Genomic DNA, 21,009 nt, shown 5'->3' on the forward strand with positions numbered 1-21,009 from the left:
GTTCCCGGACAAGTGCTTCGCACTTTCCGGGACGACGGATGGGGACAAGTGCTTCGCACTTTCCGGGACGACGGATGGGGATAAGCGCTTCGCGCTTTCCGGGACGAAGGCTAATTGGATACAACCTTTCCCCGTCATCCCGGGCTTGACCCGGGACCTACTTAAAAAGGCCGCGATTCCAAAGCAACCCTTGCTAGATGTTTCCCAAGTTCCCGGACAAGTGCTTCGCACTTTCCGGGACGACGGATGGGGACAAGCGCTTCGCACTTTCCGGGACGACGGCTGAGTGAATACAACCTTTCCTCGTCATCCCGGGCTTGACCCGGGACCTACTTAAAAAGGCCGCGAATCCAAAACAACCCTTGCTGGATGTTTCACAAGTTCCCGGACAAGTGCTTCGCACTTTCCGGGACGACGGATGGGGACAAGCGCTTCGCACTTTCCGGGACGACGGATAGGGACAAGTGCTTCGCACTTTCCGGGACGACGGCTAAGTGAATACAACCTTTCACCGTCATCCCGGGCTTGACCCGGGACCTACTCAAAAAGGCCGCGATTCCAAAACAACCCTTGCTGGATGTTTCCTAAGACCCCTTACTGAATGTTACCTAAACCGTAATAACCTGATTCCGGCCAGCCGCTTTGGCATTAATCAGTGCTTGGTCGGCTTCTTTTACGCTGCTGAAAAATTCGCTGCTGGGCGTCATTTCAATCACCCCAAACGAAGCAGTTAACAGCAGTTTAATGCCCTTGGCATCAATTTCGGTTTGGCTGATCACCTGACGCAGGCGCTCTGCCAGTTCGGTAGCCTGATTGCGGTCGCAATGCGGCGTAAGCACCAGAAACTCCTCGCCACCCATTCTAATAAGGGTATCTTCTGCGCGCAGTTGATCCTGTATGATTTTACAGAATCGCTTGAGCGCCACATCGCCCACTACGTGGCCGTGCTTGTCGTTTATGGCTTTAAAATGATCAATATCACATACCACTACCGACAGAATGTCGTTGTTTCTTAGTGCGTGCGCACTGAGCTTAGGCGCTATTTCGTAAAAAAAATGGCGATTTTTCGCACCGGTAAGCGGATCGGTATGCACTTGAGTGTGGAGTCGGTTTACCAGTGAATGCAGTACACTTACCGCAAACGACAACATAAACACCAGAATAAAGACCAATAAGAGCGCAAACGTTAAGCCATGATGATGAACGTTGCTGGCGTTAAAGAAGATTAAGTAAAGCGGTACAATCCCCAATAGTGAATAGAACACCACAGACAATACGGCATAGAGTACTTTGTCGCCCAGGCTCTGCGCAGCCAGATAAATTTTAACTCTGCGTACGGCCAGCCACACCGGAAAAGCAACACTTAACAAAATAAATGTGTTACCCACCCACTGTGTCAGGTATTCGAATTGTAACAACACTGAGCAGGCTGCTACAGCGGTAAAATGACACAACACCAGCGCAATCTGTTTACGGGTAAGAGAGTGACCATAACGTTTAACGATGGTCATCATTAACATATATGCCGCGCACAAGGATGCCAAATAAAAGCCCATTCTGCCTGCATCTTCATAGCCGGAATAACGAATAGTCTGACAGACTTCTACCAGCCAGCAGCAAGCGAGAAATAAACGGGCAAACCGTCCAGACCTAGCTTTACTTTTGTGATTGGGAACGGGAAGCGCGAACGTGAAAACAATGCCAATTAAAGCGACCACCCCAAGTAACAGGGTTTGAGCTACCACGTAATCATATTCCATCAAAACGATAACCTGCTTTATTGTTATTGTATTGTTAAAGTCGGTTATGAAATATACGTGATTTGATCAGGAATGACCAGTGGGATATTAGGGAAAGGTAATATAGCGACGCCAGTGTGCCTGGCGTCACTTAACACATCATTAAGTTAATGATGCCTGATAGATAGATTCAATGGCCGCGTCCAGCGCCGCTTCGAACTCTTCATCGCTTTGCTGTGCAGATACGCCTTCGGTAAGTGCGCGCGAGAAGCTTGCAATCATACCGTGGTTTTCTGCCAGTTTGGCGTTTGCATCATCACGGCTATAACCACCAGATAGTGCAACTACTTTTAATACGTTGGGGTGATCCACCAGCTCTTTGTAAAAATCAGCTTGCTCCGGAATGGTTACCTTCAGCATGACTTTTAAGTCGCCAAGTTTATTTAACTCCGCCAGAATTTCCTGCTTCAGCAGCGCTTCCGCTTCGGCTTTTTCCGGGCTGTTAATGTCAACTTCAGGCTCGATAATAGGTACCAGACCCGCTGCCAGAATTTGCTTACCCACTTCAAACTGCTGCTCAACCACAGCTTTAATGCCGGTTTGATTAGCCAGTTTCACTACCGAACGCATTTTAGTACCGAACACGTCCTGCGTATTGGCTTTTGCCAGCAGTGCGTCCAGACCAGCGATGGGTTTCATTAATTGTACGCCATTGGCTTCTGCTTCCAGGCCTTTATCGACTTTCAGAAACGGCACAACGCCTTTCTTTTGCCACAGGAACTTTGCCGAAGACAAACCTTCGATGTCGCGGTCCAGGGTATTTTCGAACAAAATAGCGCCCAGTACGCGCTCACCGGAGAAGGCATTGCAGGTAATGATACGGGTACGCATAGCGTGAACTAAGCCATACATTTCGTCGTCGTTAGCGTAAGCTGACTCATCGATTCCGTAGAGTTTAAGGGCTTTTGGGGTACTTCCACCACTCTGATCCAGCGCGGCAATAAAGCCTCCCTGAGTGAGGATTTTATCTAGCATAGCTTGCTGTGCCTGTGATGCCATGTGCAACACTCCTTTCTTTTTCATGTACCGCGATTAAACGGCTGTAGGGTTACGAAAAATCGTTTTTCCTGCTTATCCGTTAGCAGGCTGCCAGGCCCTGATTTATCTATAACAGGTACCTGGCCGGGAATTGTCTGCGTGCGATATTAGTTTTTATTTTTTTCTTCGAGGATCGCAACGGCAGGCAGGATTTTCCCTTCTAAAAATTCCAGGAAAGCGCCACCACCGGTTGAGATGTACGACACTTTGTCTGCAATGTTATATTTGTCTACTGCTGCTAGCGTATCACCACCACCGGCAATTGAAAACGCATTGCTTGCTGCGATGGCTTCAGACAGCGCTTTTGTTCCAGCAGCGAACTGATCGAACTCAAAAACACCAACCGGACCATTCCACACAATGGTACCCGCGTTTTTCAGAATGTCTTCCAACGCCGCAGAGCTGTCTGGGCCGATATCAAAAATCATATCGTCATCGGTTACGTCGGCAACCGCTTTAAGCTCAGCCGGAGTATCTTCAGCAAACGCCTTACCGGTTACCACATCGGTAGGTACCGGAATATCCCCGCCATTGGCCTGTGCCTGGGCAATCAGGCGTTTGGCTTCGTCAACCAGATCCATTTCAACCAGAGATTTACCTACGTTGTGGCCCTGCGCCGCAATAAAGGTATTGGCAATACCGCCGCCTACGATTAACTGATCCACTTTTTCAGCCAGCGATTTCAGCACGGTCAGCTTAGTAGACACTTTTGAACCACCCACAATGGCAACCATGGGGCGGGCCGGGTTATCCAGCGCTTTAGCCAGCGCTTCCAGTTCGCCTGCGAGTAACGGGCCTGCAACAGCTTGCGGCGCAAATTTGGCAACGCCATGCGTAGACGCCTGAGCACGGTGCGCCGTACCAAACGCGTCCATAACAAACACGTCGCACAGTGCGGCGTATTGCTTAGACAGGGCTTCGTCGTCTTTCTTCTCGCCTTTGTTAAAGCGCACGTTTTCTAAGATCACGCACTCGCCCGGCGCAACGTCTACGCCATTCAGGTAATCTTTGACCAGTGTTACCTTGGTATCCAGCACGCCATTGAGGTAGTCCACTACCGGTTGCAATGAAAACTCATCCGCTGGCACGCCTTCATCCGGGCGACCCAGGTGAGACATTACCATAACAGCTGCACCGGCTTTTAACGCGGCTTCGATGGTAGGTAGCGATGCTTTAATACGCGCATCTGACGTCACTTTTCCGTCTTTTACCGGTACGTTGAGATCCTGACGAATCAATACGCGTTTACCCGACAATTCAATATCTGACATGCTTGGGATTGACATTGCTCTTCCTTATCTGAATTAAACTAAAACCAAAAATGCATTAACTTAATGACTACCCACCTGATACATCGCCAGTGCCGTATCTAACATACGGTTTGCAAATCCCCATTCGTTGTCGCACCACACCAGGGTTTTCACCAACTGCTTGTGGCTCACTCGGGTTTGCGTACCATCTACAATACACGAATGCGGATCGTGATTGAAATCCACTGATACTAACGGTTCTTCGGTGTAATCAAGAATCCCGGCAAGCTTGCCACTGCGGGCGTTTCGCAGGGCACTGTTTACATGTTCAATGGTAACCTGAGCCGCCAGAGTTACACTCAAATCCATGGCCGTTACGTTTATAGTGGGTACCCGCACGGCAATGGCTTCAAATTTACCGGCAAACTTAGGCAAAATCCGTTCTATTCCGCGCGCTAAACGCGTATCTACCGGAATAATAGACTGGCTGGCTGCGCGGGTTCGGCGTAAGTCAGGATGGTAAGCGTCGATCACCTGTTGATCATGCATTGAAGAATGAATGGTGGTGATAGTGCCGCTCTCAACGCCAAAGGCTTCGTCGAGCACCTGAATAACTGGCACGATACAGTTGGTTGTGCAGGAACCATTAGACACCACCGTATGCTCCGGGCGCAGGGTATCTTCGTTACAACCGTAAATAATGGTGTTGTCCATGTCGGGGGCACCGGGTTGCGAAAACAGCACTTTTTTAGCGCCATTCTGAATGTGCAACACACCACTGGCGCGATCCTGATACTGCCCGGTACATTCCAGCACAATATCTACACCCAGCGCTTCCCAGGGCAAGCCCTGAATATCCTGTTGATGACATAAACGGATGCGATCGCCGGCAACAATGAGATCGCTGCCGTCGCGTTCCACATGGCAGGCAAAGCGGCCATGGGAAGTGTCGAATTTGAGTAAGTGTGCCATACCGGCCGGGTCGGCCAGTTCATTAATAGCAACCACTTTCATAGATTGATTGCGGCCACTCTCATAGAGTGCCCGCAACACGTTTCGGCCGATCCGGCCAAAGCCATTAATGGCTATTCTTACCATATTTTTCTAGCCTGCTGGCCAGGGCATTTACAGCCCCAGCGCCGCCTCTACCACTGCCTCAACAGTAATATTAAAGTGCTTGAACAGCTCGCCCGCCGGTGCAGACTCACCAAAGGTGTCCATACCCACAATGGCACCATTAAAGCCAACGTATTTGTACCAGCTCTCTTTAGACAAAGCTTCTACCGCAACGCGCTTCACAACGGCTGAAGGCAGAACAGCTTCGCGATATGCAGCATCCTGACGTTCGAACACATCGGTAGATGGCATAGACACTACGCGTACTGCTTTGCCCTGCTCGCTCAGTTGTTTGGCTGCATCTACTGCAAGCTGCACTTCCGAACCGGTTGCAATCAGAATCAGATCTGGCGTGCCGTTACAATCTACCAGCACATATCCACCACGGGCGATGTCTGCTACTTGCTGCGCATCACGTGGCTGCTGAGCCAGGTTCTGACGGGTGAAAATCAACGAGGTTGGACCGTCGCTGCGCAGAATAGCCTGTTTCCATGAAACGGCAGATTCGACCTGATCACACGGACGCCAGTTGTCGAGGTTTGGTGTAGCGCGCATGGCCACTACTTGTTCTACCGGCTGGTGAGTCGGGCCGTCTTCACCCAAACCGATGGAATCGTGAGTGTAAACAAAAATAACAGGCTGCTTCATCAATGCCGCCATGCGAACAGCGTTACGCGCATATTCCATAAACATCAGGAAGGTCGCGCCGTAGGCTTTAAATCCGCCGTGCAAAGCAATACCGTTCATCATGGCTGACATACCAAACTCACGCACACCGTAGTATACGTAGTTACCGCTGGCATCGTGTTTTTCTACGCCTTTGCTGCCCGACCAGATTGTCAGGTTAGAGCCTGCCAGGTCGGCAGAGCCGCCCAGAATTTCAGGCAGTAATGGGCCAAATGCTTTCAGCGCATTTTGTGATGCTTTACGGCTGGCAATGTTTTGCGGGTTGGCTTGCAACGACGCAATGTAGGCATCGGCTTTGGCTTCAAAGTCGGCTGGCAGGTCGCCAGATAAACGACGCTTCAGCTCAGCGGCCAATTCAGGGTATGCCGCAGCATAGTCGTTAAACAGGGCATTCCAGGCCTGTTCAGCTTCGCCGCCTTTAGTTTTGCCTTCCCAACCGGCGTAAATCTCAGCAGGTACTTCAAATGGCGCGTAGTTCCAGCCCAGTGCTTTGCGGGTTAACGCGATCTCGTCGTCACCTAATGGTGCACCGTGGCAGTCTTCTTTGCCTTGTTTATTAGGCGAACCAAAACCAATGATCGTTTTGCAGCAAATCAGGGTTGGCTTGCTGGTTTCTGCTTTTGCCGCTTCAATGGCAGCATTGATTGCATCAGCGTCGTGACCATCCACGTCAGTGATCACGTGCCAGCCGTAGGCTTCAAATCGCGCTGGCGTGTTGTCGGTGAACCAGCCTTCTACTTCACCGTCGATAGAAATACCGTTGTCGTCCCAGAAAGCAATCAGCTTGTTCAAACCTAACGTGCCGGCCAGTGAACATGCCTCGTGGGAAATCCCTTCCATTAAACAACCATCGCCCATAAAGGCGTAGGTGAAATGATCAACTACCGGGAAGTTGTCGCGGTTAAACTGCGCAGCCAGCACTTTTTCTGCCAGCGCCATACCTACTGCATTGGTGATACCTTGTCCTAACGGACCTGTAGTGGTTTCTACACCCGGAGCATAACCATACTCAGGGTGACCTGGCGTTTTTGAATGCAATTGACGGAATTGCTTTAATTCGGTGATCGGTAAGTCGTAACCGGTAAGGTGCAACAATGAATAAAGCAACATAGAGCCGTGACCATTCGACAGTACAAAGCGGTCGCGGTTTGCCCAATCCGGGTTAGCCGGGTTGTGTTGCAGGTGATCGCACCAAAGTACCTGTGCAATATCGGCCATGCCCATAGGCGCACCAGGGTGACCCGATTTTGCTTGCTGAACGGCATCCATACTTAATGCCCGAACGGCATTGGCGAGTTCTCGACGAGAAGGCATGTTGTCTCCTGAAATATTGAGTGTTGCTGCGGCTCTGGCGCTTCTTGCCCTGGCTGTCAGCGATTACGTCTTACACTGGGGCACGTATTGTCGCCCAGTGACTTATCCAGTTCAACGTGTTTTCTGCCTTAGTTTTGGGATTTCCGTAATATTTATAACGATGAACTGATCCTTTGTGTCAAGTAAACGTAACAAATAGACCTTTAGACGTCCAGAAGTAAAGACTGGTATTTATTATTGTGCTTGCTACAATAGTTGAATTCAGCTTTAAGAACATTACGGAGAAATCATGGCAACGCGTTTATTTACATCCGAATCTGTGTCGGAAGGACACCCGGATAAAATTGCCGACCAAATTTCCGATGCGGTCCTTGATGCCATTCTTGAGCAGGACCCAAGGGCACGTGTTGCCTGCGAAACCTTTGTAAAAACCGGTATGGTATTAGTTGGCGGTGAAATCACTACGTCTGCCTGGGTAGACATTGAAGAACTGACCCGTCAAACCGTGCGCAATATTGGCTACACCCATTCAGATATGGGCTTTGATGCTGATTCGTGTGCCGTACTGAATGCAATTGGCAAGCAATCCCCCGACATCAACCAAGGTGTGGATCGCGCCAGCCCGGAAGAACAGGGTGCAGGTGATCAAGGCTTAATGTTTGGCTATGCCTCAGACGAAACTGACGTACTGATGCCTGCGCCAATTACTTATTCTCACCGTTTGGTTCAGCGTCAGGCCGAAGTGCGTAAATCAGGCCAGCTTAACTGGCTGCGTCCGGATGCCAAGAGCCAGGTAACCTTTATTTATGAAAACGGCAAGCCAGTGGGTATTGATGCGGTTGTACTGTCTACCCAGCACTGTGATTCTGTTTCTACGGCCACCTTGCGCGAAGCGGTAATGGAAGAAATCATCAAGCCAGTGCTGCCTGCTGAGTGGATTACAAAGGACACCAAGTTCCACATTAACCCTACCGGCCGGTTTGTAATTGGTGGTCCAATGGGCGATTGTGGCTTAACAGGCCGTAAAATCATTGTAGATACCTATGGTGGTATGGCGCGTCATGGTGGTGGTGCATTCTCAGGAAAAGATCCATCCAAAGTAGACCGCTCTGCCGCGTATGCGGGCCGTTACGTAGCCAAAAACATTGTTGCTGCTGGCCTGGCCAAGCGCTGCGAAATTCAGGTGTCGTATGCTATTGGTGTGGCTGAACCAACCTCTATCAGTATTGATACATTTGGTACCAGCACAGTAGATGAAAACACACTGGTTGCGCTGGTAAAAGAGCACTTTGACTTGCGCCCTTATGGCCTGATCAAAATGCTGGACCTGGAACGTCCGATTTACCGTCCTACCGCAGCGTACGGACACTTTGGTCGTGAAGAATTCCCATGGGAAGCCACCGACAAAGCAGAGTTACTGCGCAATTCAGTAAAATAAATTAACGCATTAATACTATAAAAAAAGAGGCACTGGTTGCCTCTTTTTTGTGTTTAAGTTGCATGAACAAACGGTTAGTAATGACAACTCATTAATGCCAGTGAATCAGGCAATCCACATTTGGCAAGATGTGCAAGCTGATATTCACGTCGATGAGTCACTTCAAACTCTGCAAAATCTGGCGGTAAAAACTGCCGGCTGTGCATTTCAGAATCAAACTCCACCTCCACTAATATCAATGGGGCCAGATGCCCTGCGAACACATCCAGCACCAAATTATGCCCCATATGCCCTAAGCGGTAACGCTGCTTTTCTACCCGCATATGTTTGGTAAGCGGCCACAACTGTTCAAATTGATCGGCACTAATATCAACGTTTGTATTTTGTTGCTTAAAGCCGAACCCTTGTTTCACCATCATGGTGAAGATGCCACCCTCGTCACATATCTTCACATGACGCTCACCATCGGACGATAAAAACCCCTGTCGGACCGGCACAGACTTGCGGGTTTCCAATAATCCGTCAGGCACTCCCGTTACGACAAACTTTCGCTCTGTTTCCCATTCTGCACGCATCACATTATCCTCGTATACGAACAATATCCTGGCTCACTTAAACGGCACTCCTTTAACCGCCGGATAACTTAACGTTAGCGCAGGATATAAAAATTTTCCACGCTACCGAATAAACCCGGGTTTTTCCTACTCCGGTATTACCAAGTATTTTTATCTTTAAAATTCATAACATTAACAGATTATTACAGATGCGCTCACATGCAGTTTGTAAGCACTAACTTGATAGTGGAAGGCTGAAGATTACAAGGCAGAAAAATAAATTAAGAAAGACATAAATTAATTTTAAAGCGCTATTGTGATACGTGTGAATAACGCTATAGTTAATAAAAACACTCAACAAAAAACCGGAACCTAAAACATGCGACTGTGCCGCACACTTGTGTTGTGTCTGGCCGGTAGTTTTTGTAGTCCTCTGCTGGCAAATCAACCTTCAGTTTTACCAGAATCCCCTCTGGTAAGCGCCCCTGTAGGTAACGCACAATACTTTGTAAAATACCAAAATGCCCGACTGCCCAAATGGCGGTTTGATGTGCACATGAATAGTCGCGGTAATACGTACGTGCCGGACTTATTACCCAGCGTAAATTTGCTTGATGTGGCCGCCGTGAGTGTGTCGGCCAGAAGAGCAGTAACGGCGTCATCTTCGCAATGGGTTTACGCCACCTTGCGCAATACACAGTATTTTTTAAGTCCACAGGCGGCAGAGTTACCACTCACCGGGCACAACGCCACAGCCGCTGGCGTTGGCTGGCAATTCGGTGAGCCTTACGGTTTTGGATTAGCCGTTGGTTATGAATTCAGGTATGTGGGAGATGAAAATAACAACTCACTGGTAATGGGCGTGCATTACTTCTTCTAGCGTTGTTTTCAGTTGCCTATTCTTCTACGATAAAATCCACCGCTGCTTTAGCATGTAACACTGTGGTATCTAACACAGGTAATACCGAATCATCCTGAGAGATCAACAATCCAATTTCAGTGCATCCCAGAATCACGGCCTCTGCACCTTGCTGTTTTAACTGCTCAATGATTGCCTGATATTGCCGTTTTGACTGTTCAACGACCCTGCCCTGACACAACTCTTCATAAATAACGCGGTGAACGATTTGTCGCTCCGGTTGATTGGGTATCAATACGTCCAGCCCCCCATTGCGCAGATGTTCTTTCAGGAACGGTTGCTCCATGGTAAAGGCCGTCCCCAATAATGCGACTTTTTTAAAGTCATTCTGTTTACAGGCATCAAGGATAGCATCGCCAATATGAATTACCGGTATATGCACCACTTCCGTGATGTCAGCAGCCACTTTATGCATGGTATTAGTGCAAATCACCAGCGCCTGCGCACCTGCCTGTTGCAGGTTAATCGCGATATTGCACAACTCACGGGCGAGAGACGGCCAGTCGTTGTTATGCTGAAGTTCTGCAATTTCCGCAAAATCCACGCTGTGTAAAATGAGCGGCGCGCTATGCAGACCACCGCAGCGTCGTTTAACATCCTGATTGATTAAACGGTAATACAGCGCTGTGGACTCCCAGCTCATTCCGCCAATTAATCCAATGGTTTTCAACTCGAGACTCCTTAACCAGATAATACCAATTCACATAGAAGCTTGCCCTCAGGGGGTTGCTGAGTGGGTAAACGTCTATGCGAATTGGTATAGTTTATTTCCCGTGATAAACAGCAGACAAGTTTCGATTCAATGCCACCTGACGGGTTTGATAATAGGTTTGTTGAATAATATGCGCATCCACACTGGCACGGTGTCTGGCATTTTTGTAGGTTGCAGTGACATGAGTTTTTACGCTTTGCCAGTGGTCCATTTGATACTCAGACAGCACATATTCCAACGCCCGTATCTCGAAGCTCATAGGCACTCCGGCGGCACTGAACAATTTAATAAGCCAGGGATGATCCACTACCCAGCCATCGCTATACACAGTGCGCCCTTGTAAAAATTCGTTCAACGCCAGACAAACCTCGCGGCCATCATGGCCATGCTTAAGCAGATGTTCGCGGCTAAGCCCGTGCAATGCCTGGGCTTCAGGCTCCCAGTGCGTCCAGCTTTCATAGGGTTTCACCAACTGACAAAATTTGCCGCCGTCCTCGCGAACCACGCCAACTTCGATTGGATAACTGTGCGCACCAAAGCCACTTGCTTCGACGTCGATGATAGAAGGAACCTGCATACTCACCTTATTTATTGTTATTCTTTTAAGCGTAGTGCGTTTTACGCGAGTATCCCGCCCTAAACGCCTGCTTTTTTCTGCCGTTATTGATTATACGCTTGTTAAGACTGTTACTTTCATTTGGAAAATAAACAGCAAACCACATTCATTTTTGCTCAGACATCTACTATAACCATATACAAATACTTAACAATTGCCATGCAAATAAAACAATTACCGTGCCAGTTAGCCAATACCGGATTGCATAAAACTACTCTTGTGCGTTGGAAAGCCATTGAAACAGCAGATAAATAATTTATCTTTAAGCCTGTATTTGTTTGTTATGCTTGATGATATAACCGGGTAATTACCCATTAACATTTAGCCAAAAGGATACTTTGTGAGATACCAGCAGTTACTGGTAAACACTGCCGCCACCTTTGTTACAATGCTAGTAGTAATGTTGTGTAGCGCAAAACTTGTAATTGCATCACAGCCCATAGTAATTGGTCTTGATGCCGATATGAGTTCTGTAGCCGTAGAAGGGGGTCAGGCCATCAAGCGCGGTGCATTACTGGCGATCGACGAAATTAATGCGCGGGGCGGCATCCTTAACCGGCAGGTTGTGCTCGAAATCAGCGATCACCGGGGAAACCCTGCAAGGGGTATTAAAAATATTGAAGCCTATGCTAAAAACCCGAACCTGCTGGCGGTTTTGGGGGGTGTACATACCCCGGTTGCGCTGGCCGAATTGCCTTATATTCATAAACATCAACTGATTTACCTGGGCCCGTGGGCTGCCGGTACCAGTATCATCGACAATGACTATTCCCCCAATTTCGTATTTCGCATTTCGGTGCGCGATGCAGAAGCGGCCAAAGTGATGTTGCGTCACGCAGCCGCACGCGGTATTTCGCGTATAGCTCTGGCACTTGAGCGCACTGGATGGGGTCGCTCGAATTTAGCGTCGTTACAACAACACAGTGAAGCGTATGGCATTTCTATTGTAAGTGTGCAGTGGATCAACTGGCGTCAACAAGACTTTCAGCAGGAAATGCGGGCAATAGCACAAAGTGATGCGCAGGCGTTGTTTATGGTGGTGAATGCGCCGGAAGGGGTGGTGATTGCCAATACCATGGTGCAACTCGAAAAACCGTTGCCAATGATTTCACATTGGGGCATTGCAGGCGGCGATTTTGCCGCCAGGATCGGCTTATCAACGCTCAATCAATTGGATTTTGCTGTATTGCAAACCTTCAGTTTTGAACGCAATCCACAGGACGAGATTAACCAACGCGTATTTAATGCTTACCGCAATCGATTCGATACCAATGCACAGCGCGATAGCATTTTAGGCGTCGTTGGGCTTGCACATGCCTACGATTTAATACATATAATAGCCAAAGCAGCCGAACAAGCTGGCACACTGGATGCAAATGCGGTGAAGGCTGCGATGGAAAACTTAAGCGAACATCAGGGGCTGATTAAACAATACATACCGCCATTTACGCCAACCAGGCACGATGCATTGTTTGCTGACGATTATTTTATGTCCCGCTTTAATGCACTCGGACATTTAGAACCCTACCCCGAGGTTAATTGATGTCGCGTTTGCCGTCACTAAGGCAATATCTTCAACGCATAATGCTGCCCAAACTGGCGGTTATTCTGGTTGCGATTACCCTGATAATCTTCTCAGCGGTTTTTTTAACCGCCAATCGCCATATCGGGGAAGTGCACAAGGGGTATTTAACCGATTTAAAAGACAGTATTGAACAAAGTATCGAACTTACCCGCTCAGAGCTGATTACCATTGCCAATAATGATCTGCTGGTAAACGGTTTAATTGATATGGATTATCAGCAGTATTATCTGCCGTTGTTCATTCAATCGACGCAAATCACCGAAGATCGCAATCTTAGCCTTGCCCTGTTTAACTTTGCAGGAGACAAGCTGCTATTCAAAAATTGGGATGACCGAGTACCGGTACACTATTTAAATGCCTGGCAAACTCAGGTGTTGAGTAACGCCGAATCCTATACATCTGTAAACGAAGACGGTGTGTTCATTGTGGCCCCCGTAATGATTAACGGCATGGCGGAAGGCGCATTGGCGTTTTACGTAGATTCATTGCACTGGATAGTGAGCAATCGCCCGAATGTCGCCACACAGTTGATTGTTGGTGAGCAAGGGAAGGTACTCTATTCAAGCCATCCAAAGCAGTACCCCGTGGGTACAAACTATTATTCACTGGATTTGAACACGCAATACACTGCAAGTGCCCAATGGGATAAGTTCTTGCTGGTGAGTTTTGAGCCCTTTATTAACGCTTACAACAATATATTCTGGCTTATCCCTATTCTTACCCTTGCTGTTATTTCCATTATCCTTACCAGTTTATACAGTGTACGCGCTGCGGCGAATCTATCGTCACTCACGCTGCAACGCCTGCATGAAAACCTCGAACACCAAATAGACAGTAGCCAGGGGCGTAGCGAAAAAGCGCAGGAGCCCACACTCGAAATGTCGCAAATCCGCTATGCATTTGAGCAGCTTATTGAAAGTGTGAACGACCTGTCGCTGTCGAATAACCGGTTTCGCAACATTACTAACTCCATGGAAGAAATACTGGTAGTAGTAAACAACGACGACCAGATTATTCTGTCGAACTCGGCATTTACCCATTTCACGGAACACTACGAACAAACCTTTGACGATATTCTGAAGAATGTATTACACCCGGCAGTGCGCACAGCTAAAAAGCTGCAACTCAGTTATCAAAAAGGCACCGGCGAACAACTGCATGTAAGCTGGAACACCAGCCCCATGCTGAACGACGAAGGCGAGTTCATCGGGCATATTCTGGTAGGTGAAAACATTACGCAGCGGGTTATTCTGGAAAAAGACGTATTAATTCGCACCAGGGCAATGAACGAGGCCACGGTGAGTATTGTTATTTCAGACATCAATCAACCGGGCAACCCATTGATTTACGTTAACACAGCGTTTGAAAAACTCACGGGTTACAGCAAAACTGAGGTATTAGGCAAGAACTGCCGGTTCCTGCAAGGCCCCAACACCGCACCTGAACATATCCAGCAAATATCTGACGCCATCAATACCGGTCAAGGAGTTGAAATTACGCTACTCAATTACCGCAAAGACGGTTCGGAGTTTTATAACAAACTGACGCTATCGCCCATTCAACAACGCGATGGCAGCGTATCGCACTTTATCGGGATCCAACAGGACGTAACACTACAAGAACAGACCTCCCGTTATCTGGAAGAAGCAAAGCTACGTGCGGAAGAGTCAACCCAACTGAAATCGCGCTTTCTGGCCAGTATGAGCCATGAAATCCGTACGCCAATTAATGGTATTTACGGCATGCTGGGGCTGTTAACCAACGGCAAGCTGGATGAATCACAACAAAACTATGTACGCATGGCGCGCCAAAGCACCAAAGACCTGCTGCATATCATCAATGATATTCTGGACTTTTCAAAAATCGAAGCCGGCAAACTCACCGTTGAGCGACACGATTTTAATTTGATGGATTTGCTGAACGAAACCATTGAACACTATGCGTTTGAAGGAGCAACGAAGGATATTCCGGTAACCCTAACATGTTCGCTAAGCGAACAATGGGTGAGTGGCGATACCGTTCGTATACGTCAAATCCTAAGCAATCTGTTAAGCAATGCTGTGAAATTCACCTCCCAAGGCAAAGTGACCGTTCAGGCAACCCTGGTGCGGGCTGAGGATCACTTTACGCTAAAATGCGAAGTGTCTGACACTGGTATTGGCATTGAAGCGAGTCAACTCGACAATATCTTCTCATTGTTCAGCCAGGAAGATGAATCCACAACACGGCAATTCGGCGGCACAGGATTAGGGTTGGCTATCAGCAAGCAACTTATTCAACTAATGGGTGGTGATATTCACGTAACCAGTACAAAAGGCAAAGGCAGCACCTTTAGCTTTTCTGTTTTGCTGTATCCTGCGCTCAAGGATGCTCCGGCACAATACACAGGGGCACAGAGCCAATCGGCTGACAGCTTTGCCACAGGCAGTTATAAACCACTGGTATTGCTGGTAGAAGACAACACCATTAACCAGGTGGTAGCGCGGGAGCATTTAAACGATTGCAGAGTAATGGTAACGGCAAATGGGCAAGAAGCCATCGACGCCTTAAAAGGTGCCAAAGCGCAATTTGATCTGATTCTGATGGACTGCCAGATGCCGGTAATGGATGGCTACGAAGCCACTCGACGTATACGCTCTGGAGAGGCGGGGGACAGTTATCAGAATGTGCCCATTATTGCCCTGACCGCGAATGCGATGAAAGGCGATCGGGATACCTGTATAGCGGCAGGCATGAACGACTATATTAGTAAGCCTTTTAACGAATCTGAGTTGCGTCATAAAGTGTGGCAATGGTACAACATTGCGCAAGTAGATTAACACGTCTATTTATACCCAACCTCTTCTGTTATCTTAGGTTTTTCTTTTAGTCATTTTCATGCAGACTTTATGAACACATCGCTGAACAAAGTAACCGACACGTCAACGCGGCACTTTCGCTTTTTTGATTTTATGCTGGGTGCCACCTGTATTTTGATTGTTTGCTCCAATATTATCGGTGCCGGCAAGGTTGCCGAAATTGCCGGATTCACCTTTGGCGCTGGGGTAATCTTCTTTCCGCTCTCGTATGTGCTGGGTGACGTACTCACCGAAGTATACGGTTATCAACGGGCGCGCCGTGCTATTTGGGCGGGCTTTTTTGCTGCGGCGTTCGCCGCGTTTATGGCGTGGTTTATTACTGAAATGCCGCCCTCACCAAACTGGAATCAGGACGTGGGTGGAATCAGTCGTCAGGACAGTTTTGCCATGAATTTTGGTCAGGCTCCGCGAATTGTACTGGCGTCTGTGCTGGCAATTTGGCTGGGCGAATTTACCAATGCTTTCGTGATGGCAAAAATGAAAGTGATGTCGAAAGGCAAGGCGCTCTATCAACGCACTATTGGTTCTACCGTGGTGGGACAGGCTGTAGACTCAATGGTGTTTTATCCGGTTGCCTTTTGGGGGATCTGGAGTACCGAGTTAATTATTACCGTGATGCTCACCAACTATGGCCTCAAGGTGTTATGGGAGGTACTGTTAACGCCGGTTACCTATAAAGTCATCGCCGTGCTCAAACGCGCAGAGGGTGTGGATGTTTACGATGAGCACACTAATTTCACCCCATTCTCAATTAAATAAGCCCTGAGCAAGATACAGGTTACACGCTAAAATGCCTGATTTGGCTTTGCAGTGTTTCGGCCAGCTGACTCAGCTGCTCAGCATTAGATGCCACCAACTCGGTGGCTTCATTTACTTCGTCTGATACACCCATAATGGCAGTCACTTGTGTTTCGATATCACGGGCTACCACGGTTTGTTCTTCGGTGATTTGAGAAATGTCCTCAATCATCGACTGAATGGTAGTCATATCCTTTGCCGAACCGGCCAATTCCCCGTTGGCTTGCTCAGTAAGGGTGCGGGCTTTTTCAGCTTCGTCCACGCTTTGTTCCATTGCCACAACGGCACTGTCAACACTGGTTTGTAATTGTTCAATAGATTTGCGCACCACTTCGGTTGAACTACGGGTGCGCGAGGCAAGATTGCGCACTTCATCAGCCACTACAGCAAACCCTCTGCCAGACTCGCCCGCTCTGGCCGCTTCGATGGCTGCGTTTAATGCCAGCAAATTCGTTTGCTCAGAGATACTTTCAATTTCAACCATCACGGCACTGATTTCCACCGTGTCTTTTTCCAGTGAACGCAGGCTATTAGCCGTCGTGCTTACCGCGCCGAGTAAGTTTTCCACCATTTGCTGGCTGGCATTTAATTGCTCACTGCTTTGATGAACACGCACATTCACATCGCGGCCTAACGCCGACGATTCCGCGCTTTGCTTACAAATAGAGTCGATAGTGGTAAGCATGCTGTCTACCCCATTGCGGATTTGATGCGTCAGATTAACTTGCGCCCCACTGCCTTTGTGGGTTTGTAATGACGCTGTAGAAAGTTGCTGGGCACTGCCATGAAGTTGTGTAGCAGAAGACGATAGCTGGTGAATAAGGCTCACCATATTCTCCAGCATTTTGTTCACCGAACGGCCCATATGGCCCAGTTCGTTATCTTCCACGTAAGTGACACGGTGCGATAAATTGGCATCTGCCATGCTGTCGATCACGCTTTCTATTTCGTGCAGAGGGCGCACGATAGAGCGAATGATAACGATGGCAATCACAGCCAGCAGCACGCCAACAACGCACAGTCCAATCAAACTACTTAACGCGCTGCTTACCACGGTTTGTTCGATATCGGAAATATACACTCCGGTACCAACAGCCCAACCCCAGGGTTGGAACGCCTGCACGTAACTTACTTTTGCCTCAGGTTTAGTGGCGCCCGCTGGCTTCCACTTATAATTAAAAAAGTCGCCGTCCTGTTGCCGATTTTTTATCAGTGCAGCCATATTGGCAAAAATAGCGATACCATCTTCACTCAGGGTACTGGCGAATGACTTGCCCCGTACATCGGGTCGCTCACCATGCCCAATCATTACGGCATCCTGATCCACCACAAAAAAATAACCGTCGTTGCCAAAAAACTGCCGGTTCAGTACATCAAGAGCAATAGCTTTAGCGTCTTCAGGCGACATTACACCGCTTTGCGCTTGCTGATGATAATACTCAAGCTGCCCCACCGATGCCTGGACCAACTGTTGTATCTGCTCCTCGCGAAATTGCAGCGCATCCTGATACTGATGGCTAATATTCAGCGTTTCCAGTGTTGCCATTGCCAACAATGACATCGTTATCAAAATAAATAATCGGGTACGGACTGACCAGGAAGATACGCGCATAAGCAACAAAATTGAATCAATAATGTGCAACACGCTACAAGAAACGTCATTGAGATTCCATGAATAATTTATTAAATGTTATGTAAAGATTTAAATTAATAAATTTAAAACAAAAATGCCACCTTATATTAAAGGTGGCAATATCTTGTTAACAGCGCATAAGGACTTAGAAAATTGCTTTGAAGTTTAGTGCAGTGGTACGCGGCGCACCTATCCAGGCAGCCCCGGTTGCGATAGTGCCAAGGTAGCTTTCGTCCATAAGGTTATTAATGGTAAGCCGTACGTCAATTTGCTCAATGCCCGATACCGGCTTCTCAAGGGTAGCGCCCAGGTAGAAGTCGCTCACCGAGTAAGCATCAACCGTGAATGAGCCCGCAGAGCGCTCCCCTACGTATTTGGTAGAGAGCCCGGCGCTGTAAATACCGCGCTGGTAGTCCAGACTCACAACCGCCATATCTTCCGGCGTACCAATTACCTGAACGCCTTCAGAGCCTTCATCGGTATATTCTGAATTGTTGTAAGTGTACGACACATACAAGCCCAGTGAATCGGTGACCTGATAATCCACAGCCATTTCAATACCGTCAGACTCAATCCCACCGTCGTTGATATAGCCACCTGCAGCCGATTCAAGGAAGTCGATACCCGTTACGTCCTCGCTGCTTACAAAGCGAATGCGGTTTTCAAAACTGATGCTGTAGTAAGTTAAGCTTGCATTTAAACCCGGTATTGAATAACGAATACCCACATCAATATTTTCAGCGGTTTCTGGCTCTACTTTGCTTAAGTCAGCATCGTCGCGTTCCAGTACCACATCTTTAATTGCTGCATAGTTTTCTGCATAACCCGCGAATACTTCTACACCTTCAACGGGTAACGGTGCAACAACACCAGCCGACAGTAAGACGTCAGAGTCTGACGATACCGCCAGATTTTTGCTGCTGTCGAAACGGTCTTTCTTTTCAACATCCACGTTAAACTGCTTGGCACCCACACGCACTTTGGCTACATTGAAGTCGAATTCGTCTTCAACATAAAACATTAAGGTTTCTACTGGGAATTCACGGCTGTACTGGATCCAGTAAGGAACGTGGTCAAATTCATAACCTACCGTGGAATCTATAATTTTTTGCCAGCTACGGGTTTCTTCACGATTGTAGTCTTCGTACCACAAACCGCCGCGAACGGTGTTTTCCATATCGCCAATAGTAGTTGTCCATACGGCGTCTACGTTTATACCTGCGCGTTGCTTTTTATAGTTAGTATGACGGTATGAGCTAACCGGAATGGCATTGTCGGGATAACAAGCCGGGTCGTACTGTGCACCGCCTCCACCGTATGGGAAGGTAAGTGAACTGACACAGCCCGCTTCGGGGCTGAGAGACATACCGTTGGCATCCACAAAGAAGATTTGGCCTAAAACAGCGCCGCCCAATGCCGTATTACCGTGTACCAATTCTGAATGACCGTTAGTGCCATCGTTAGTGACATCCACAATATAAGGCGGGATCCAGTCACCGCGTCCGCTGTTTTCGTGATAATACGCATTGGCTTTTACCTCAACCGCGCCCAGTGTCATATTGGCTTCCAGATACGCGAACCAGTTTTCACGTAATGTTGACCAGCCACGTCGGTAAGATTGGTCAACATATGGGATCCCCGTCCAATCAGAGGTTAACTGATCCCATTCTGGGTTTTGCTCAAACTGGCTTAAACCGTAAATTCGCTGGTAGTTATCTTCGTGGGTATCGTCGTACGACATATACGCAGTGATGTCCATATCATCCAGGTAACTCACAATTTTTGCGGCATAGTGATCGCGATTGGCTTCGCCCACGCCATCCATCCAATCGTTATTGTTTTGTGACGACAGACTCATCCAGGCATAGGTATTCGGTGCAATTTCTCCGGTTTCCAAACGCATATACATCTTTTGGGCACCAAAATCACCGGTTGTGCCACTGACTACCAATTGCTCATCAACGCCCGGATTAATAGTAGTAAAGTTTAATGTGCCGCCCAGTGCTTCGTTTGAGCGCGACGCGATATCGGCGGTACCCTGAGACACTTCTACTGCACGCAGGTTTTCGGTGTCGATATAACGGTTAGCTTTGGCACCACCACCGTAGTTGGAATTACCGTTGGCAATGCCGTCAACTGTAATACCAATTTGTTGTTGGCTCAGATCGACCTGAAAGCCACGGATTGAAATACTGGTAGACCAGTCATCCGATCCAAAGGTGTCCCCTTCATTAATTAACACGCCCGGCAGGTTGTCTACTGCTGCCAATACGCTGGTCAGGCTGGCCTGTTGTTTTAGCATTGAGTCATCCGTGGCATTGTTTGCATAAGAAACGCTTCTGCCAATCACCGTGACTTCTTCAATTTCACTGGGAACGCTTGCGGCTTCTTCTGCAAACGTAACCGGTGCGCCAATCGCGCTAAGTACTGACAGCGCCAGTAGCGAGCGCTTGTAAGTTACTTTCATGTTCATGTGTGTTCCTTAAAAGAGTGTTGTTATATGTGTGAGGTGAATAATGTGCTGATTGCGAGATAGGCTAAGGCGGCTGAGTGACAAATCCATGAACGAAACTTGACCATTCGGTGAAGAAATAATGACAGTAAATTCAGAATGTTACTGCTCTTGCACATTAACAACATATTAACAACCAACCTTGATTACCCGACCAGGTATCGGGCAAATAAAAGAGAT

General features: G+C 48.1%; 15 protein-coding genes. 5 read left to right on the top strand and 10 right to left on the bottom strand.

Annotated elements, in window-relative coordinates; translation table 11 throughout:
* Positions 1-608 precede the first annotated feature (608 nt).
* The 5 genes from FJ444_RS11170 to tkt form a co-directional block, all read right to left on the bottom strand.
* Positions 609-1,760 carry a GGDEF domain-containing protein gene (locus tag FJ444_RS11170; protein ID WP_255439151.1) on the bottom strand — a complete coding sequence of 384 codons (1,152 nt, stop codon included), beginning with the start codon at positions 1,758-1,760 and terminating at the stop codon, positions 609-611.
* 141 nt (positions 1,761-1,901) lie between these two features.
* Positions 1,902-2,798 (bottom strand): fructose bisphosphate aldolase, encoded by an 897-nt coding sequence (locus FJ444_RS11175; protein WP_140958386.1) that lies wholly within the window; start codon positions 2,796-2,798, stop codon positions 1,902-1,904.
* Positions 2,799-2,944: 146 nt separating this feature from the next.
* Positions 2,945-4,123 (bottom strand): phosphoglycerate kinase, encoded by a 1,179-nt coding sequence (locus FJ444_RS11180; RefSeq protein ID WP_140958387.1) that lies wholly within the window; start codon positions 4,121-4,123, stop codon positions 2,945-2,947.
* 45 nt (positions 4,124-4,168) lie between these two features.
* A complete protein-coding gene (epd, locus tag FJ444_RS11185) occupies positions 4,169-5,185 on the bottom strand; it encodes an erythrose-4-phosphate dehydrogenase (RefSeq protein ID WP_140958388.1) in 1,017 nt (338 codons plus the stop codon).
* Between the two features lie 27 nt (positions 5,186-5,212).
* On the bottom strand, positions 5,213-7,204 hold the full coding sequence (gene tkt, locus FJ444_RS11190) for a transketolase (protein ID WP_140958389.1): 1,992 nt from the start codon (positions 7,202-7,204) through the stop codon (positions 5,213-5,215).
* 289 nt (positions 7,205-7,493) lie between these two features.
* On the opposite strand from tkt, the gene metK reads away from it, so the two are divergent.
* Positions 7,494-8,642: a methionine adenosyltransferase gene (metK, locus tag FJ444_RS11195; RefSeq protein ID WP_140958390.1), complete on the top strand. Its 1,149-nt coding sequence runs from the start codon at positions 7,494-7,496 to the stop codon at positions 8,640-8,642.
* A gap of 74 nt (positions 8,643-8,716) precedes the next feature.
* Here metK and FJ444_RS11200 read toward each other — a convergent pair whose 3' ends face one another.
* Positions 8,717-9,217, bottom strand: a complete 501-nt coding sequence (locus FJ444_RS11200; protein ID WP_140958391.1) for an adenylate cyclase — start codon at positions 9,215-9,217, stop codon at positions 8,717-8,719.
* Positions 9,218-9,575: 358 nt separating this feature from the next.
* On the opposite strand from FJ444_RS11200, the gene FJ444_RS11205 reads away from it, so the two are divergent.
* Positions 9,576-10,076, top strand: coding sequence for a hypothetical protein (locus tag FJ444_RS11205; RefSeq protein ID WP_140958392.1), 501 nt, complete (start codon positions 9,576-9,578; stop codon positions 10,074-10,076).
* A gap of 16 nt (positions 10,077-10,092) precedes the next feature.
* On the opposite strand, the gene FJ444_RS11210 is transcribed toward FJ444_RS11205, so the two are convergent.
* Both FJ444_RS11210 and FJ444_RS11215 read right to left on the bottom strand, forming a co-directional pair.
* The gene (locus FJ444_RS11210; RefSeq protein WP_140958393.1) at positions 10,093-10,785 is read right to left on the bottom strand and encodes an aspartate/glutamate racemase family protein; all 693 of its coding nucleotides are present in this window, start codon (positions 10,783-10,785) and stop codon (positions 10,093-10,095) included.
* 94 nt (positions 10,786-10,879) lie between these two features.
* The gene (locus FJ444_RS11215) at positions 10,880-11,404 is read right to left on the bottom strand and encodes a hypothetical protein (protein ID WP_140958394.1); all 525 of its coding nucleotides are present in this window, start codon (positions 11,402-11,404) and stop codon (positions 10,880-10,882) included.
* Between the two features lie 379 nt (positions 11,405-11,783).
* On the opposite strand from FJ444_RS11215, the gene FJ444_RS11220 reads away from it, so the two are divergent.
* The 3 genes from FJ444_RS11220 to FJ444_RS11230 all read left to right on the top strand — a co-directional run bounded on the left by FJ444_RS11220 (position 11,784) and on the right by FJ444_RS11230 (position 16,645).
* Positions 11,784-12,986, top strand: a complete 1,203-nt coding sequence (locus FJ444_RS11220) for an ABC transporter substrate-binding protein (protein WP_255439136.1) — start codon at positions 11,784-11,786, stop codon at positions 12,984-12,986.
* Entirely contained in the window at positions 12,986-15,847 is a 2,862-nt protein-coding gene (locus tag FJ444_RS11225; protein WP_140958395.1) for an ATP-binding protein, read from the top strand. The genes FJ444_RS11220 and FJ444_RS11225 overlap by 1 nt, the downstream gene beginning before the upstream one ends.
* Before the next feature lie 69 nt (positions 15,848-15,916).
* Positions 15,917-16,645 carry a queuosine precursor transporter gene (locus FJ444_RS11230; protein WP_140958396.1) on the top strand — a complete coding sequence of 243 codons (729 nt, stop codon included), beginning with the start codon at positions 15,917-15,919 and terminating at the stop codon, positions 16,643-16,645.
* Between the two features lie 19 nt (positions 16,646-16,664).
* Here the strand turns inward: FJ444_RS11230 and FJ444_RS11235 are convergent, their stop codons facing one another.
* Together FJ444_RS11235 and FJ444_RS11240 are read right to left on the bottom strand one after the other, a co-directional pair.
* Entirely contained in the window at positions 16,665-18,245 is a 1,581-nt protein-coding gene (locus tag FJ444_RS11235) for a methyl-accepting chemotaxis protein (RefSeq protein ID WP_181405142.1), read from the bottom strand.
* 217 nt (positions 18,246-18,462) lie between these two features.
* Positions 18,463-20,784 (bottom strand): TonB-dependent receptor, encoded by a 2,322-nt coding sequence (locus FJ444_RS11240; RefSeq protein ID WP_370298045.1) that lies wholly within the window; start codon positions 20,782-20,784, stop codon positions 18,463-18,465.
* Between the last annotated feature and the right edge of the window lie 225 nt (positions 20,785-21,009).

It is taken from the genome of Aestuariibacter sp. GS-14, assembly GCF_006494365.1.
GTDB classification, from domain to species: domain Bacteria; phylum Pseudomonadota; class Gammaproteobacteria; order Enterobacterales; family Alteromonadaceae; genus Alteromonas; species Alteromonas mangrovi.

What these genes read in the sequence shown, in the direction of transcription:
- FJ444_RS11170 (WP_255439151.1), bottom strand. Translation starts at nt 1,760, where the DNA reads ATGGAATATGATTACGTGGTAGCTCAAACCCTGTTACTTGGGGTGGTC.
- FJ444_RS11175 (WP_140958386.1), bottom strand. Translation starts at nt 2,798, where the DNA reads ATGGCATCACAGGCACAGCAAGCTATGCTAGATAAAATCCTCACTCAG.
- FJ444_RS11180 (WP_140958387.1), bottom strand. Translation starts at nt 4,123, where the DNA reads ATGTCAATCCCAAGCATGTCAGATATTGAATTGTCGGGTAAACGCGTA.
- epd (WP_140958388.1), bottom strand. Translation starts at nt 5,185, where the DNA reads ATGGTAAGAATAGCCATTAATGGCTTTGGCCGGATCGGCCGAAACGTG.
- tkt (WP_140958389.1), bottom strand. Translation starts at nt 7,204, where the DNA reads ATGCCTTCTCGTCGAGAACTCGCCAATGCCGTTCGGGCATTAAGTATG.
- metK (WP_140958390.1), top strand. Translation starts at nt 7,494, where the DNA reads ATGGCAACGCGTTTATTTACATCCGAATCTGTGTCGGAAGGACACCCG.
- FJ444_RS11200 (WP_140958391.1), bottom strand. Translation starts at nt 9,217, where the DNA reads ATGCGTGCAGAATGGGAAACAGAGCGAAAGTTTGTCGTAACGGGAGTG.
- FJ444_RS11205 (WP_140958392.1), top strand. Translation starts at nt 9,576, where the DNA reads ATGCGACTGTGCCGCACACTTGTGTTGTGTCTGGCCGGTAGTTTTTGT.
- FJ444_RS11215 (WP_140958394.1), bottom strand. Translation starts at nt 11,404, where the DNA reads ATGCAGGTTCCTTCTATCATCGACGTCGAAGCAAGTGGCTTTGGTGCG.
- FJ444_RS11225 (WP_140958395.1), top strand. Translation starts at nt 12,986, where the DNA reads ATGTCGCGTTTGCCGTCACTAAGGCAATATCTTCAACGCATAATGCTG.
- FJ444_RS11230 (WP_140958396.1), top strand. Translation starts at nt 15,917, where the DNA reads ATGAACACATCGCTGAACAAAGTAACCGACACGTCAACGCGGCACTTT.
- FJ444_RS11235 (WP_181405142.1), bottom strand. Translation starts at nt 18,245, where the DNA reads ATGTCATTGTTGGCAATGGCAACACTGGAAACGCTGAATATTAGCCAT.
- FJ444_RS11240 (WP_370298045.1), bottom strand. Translation starts at nt 20,784, where the DNA reads ATGAAAGTAACTTACAAGCGCTCGCTACTGGCGCTGTCAGTACTTAGC.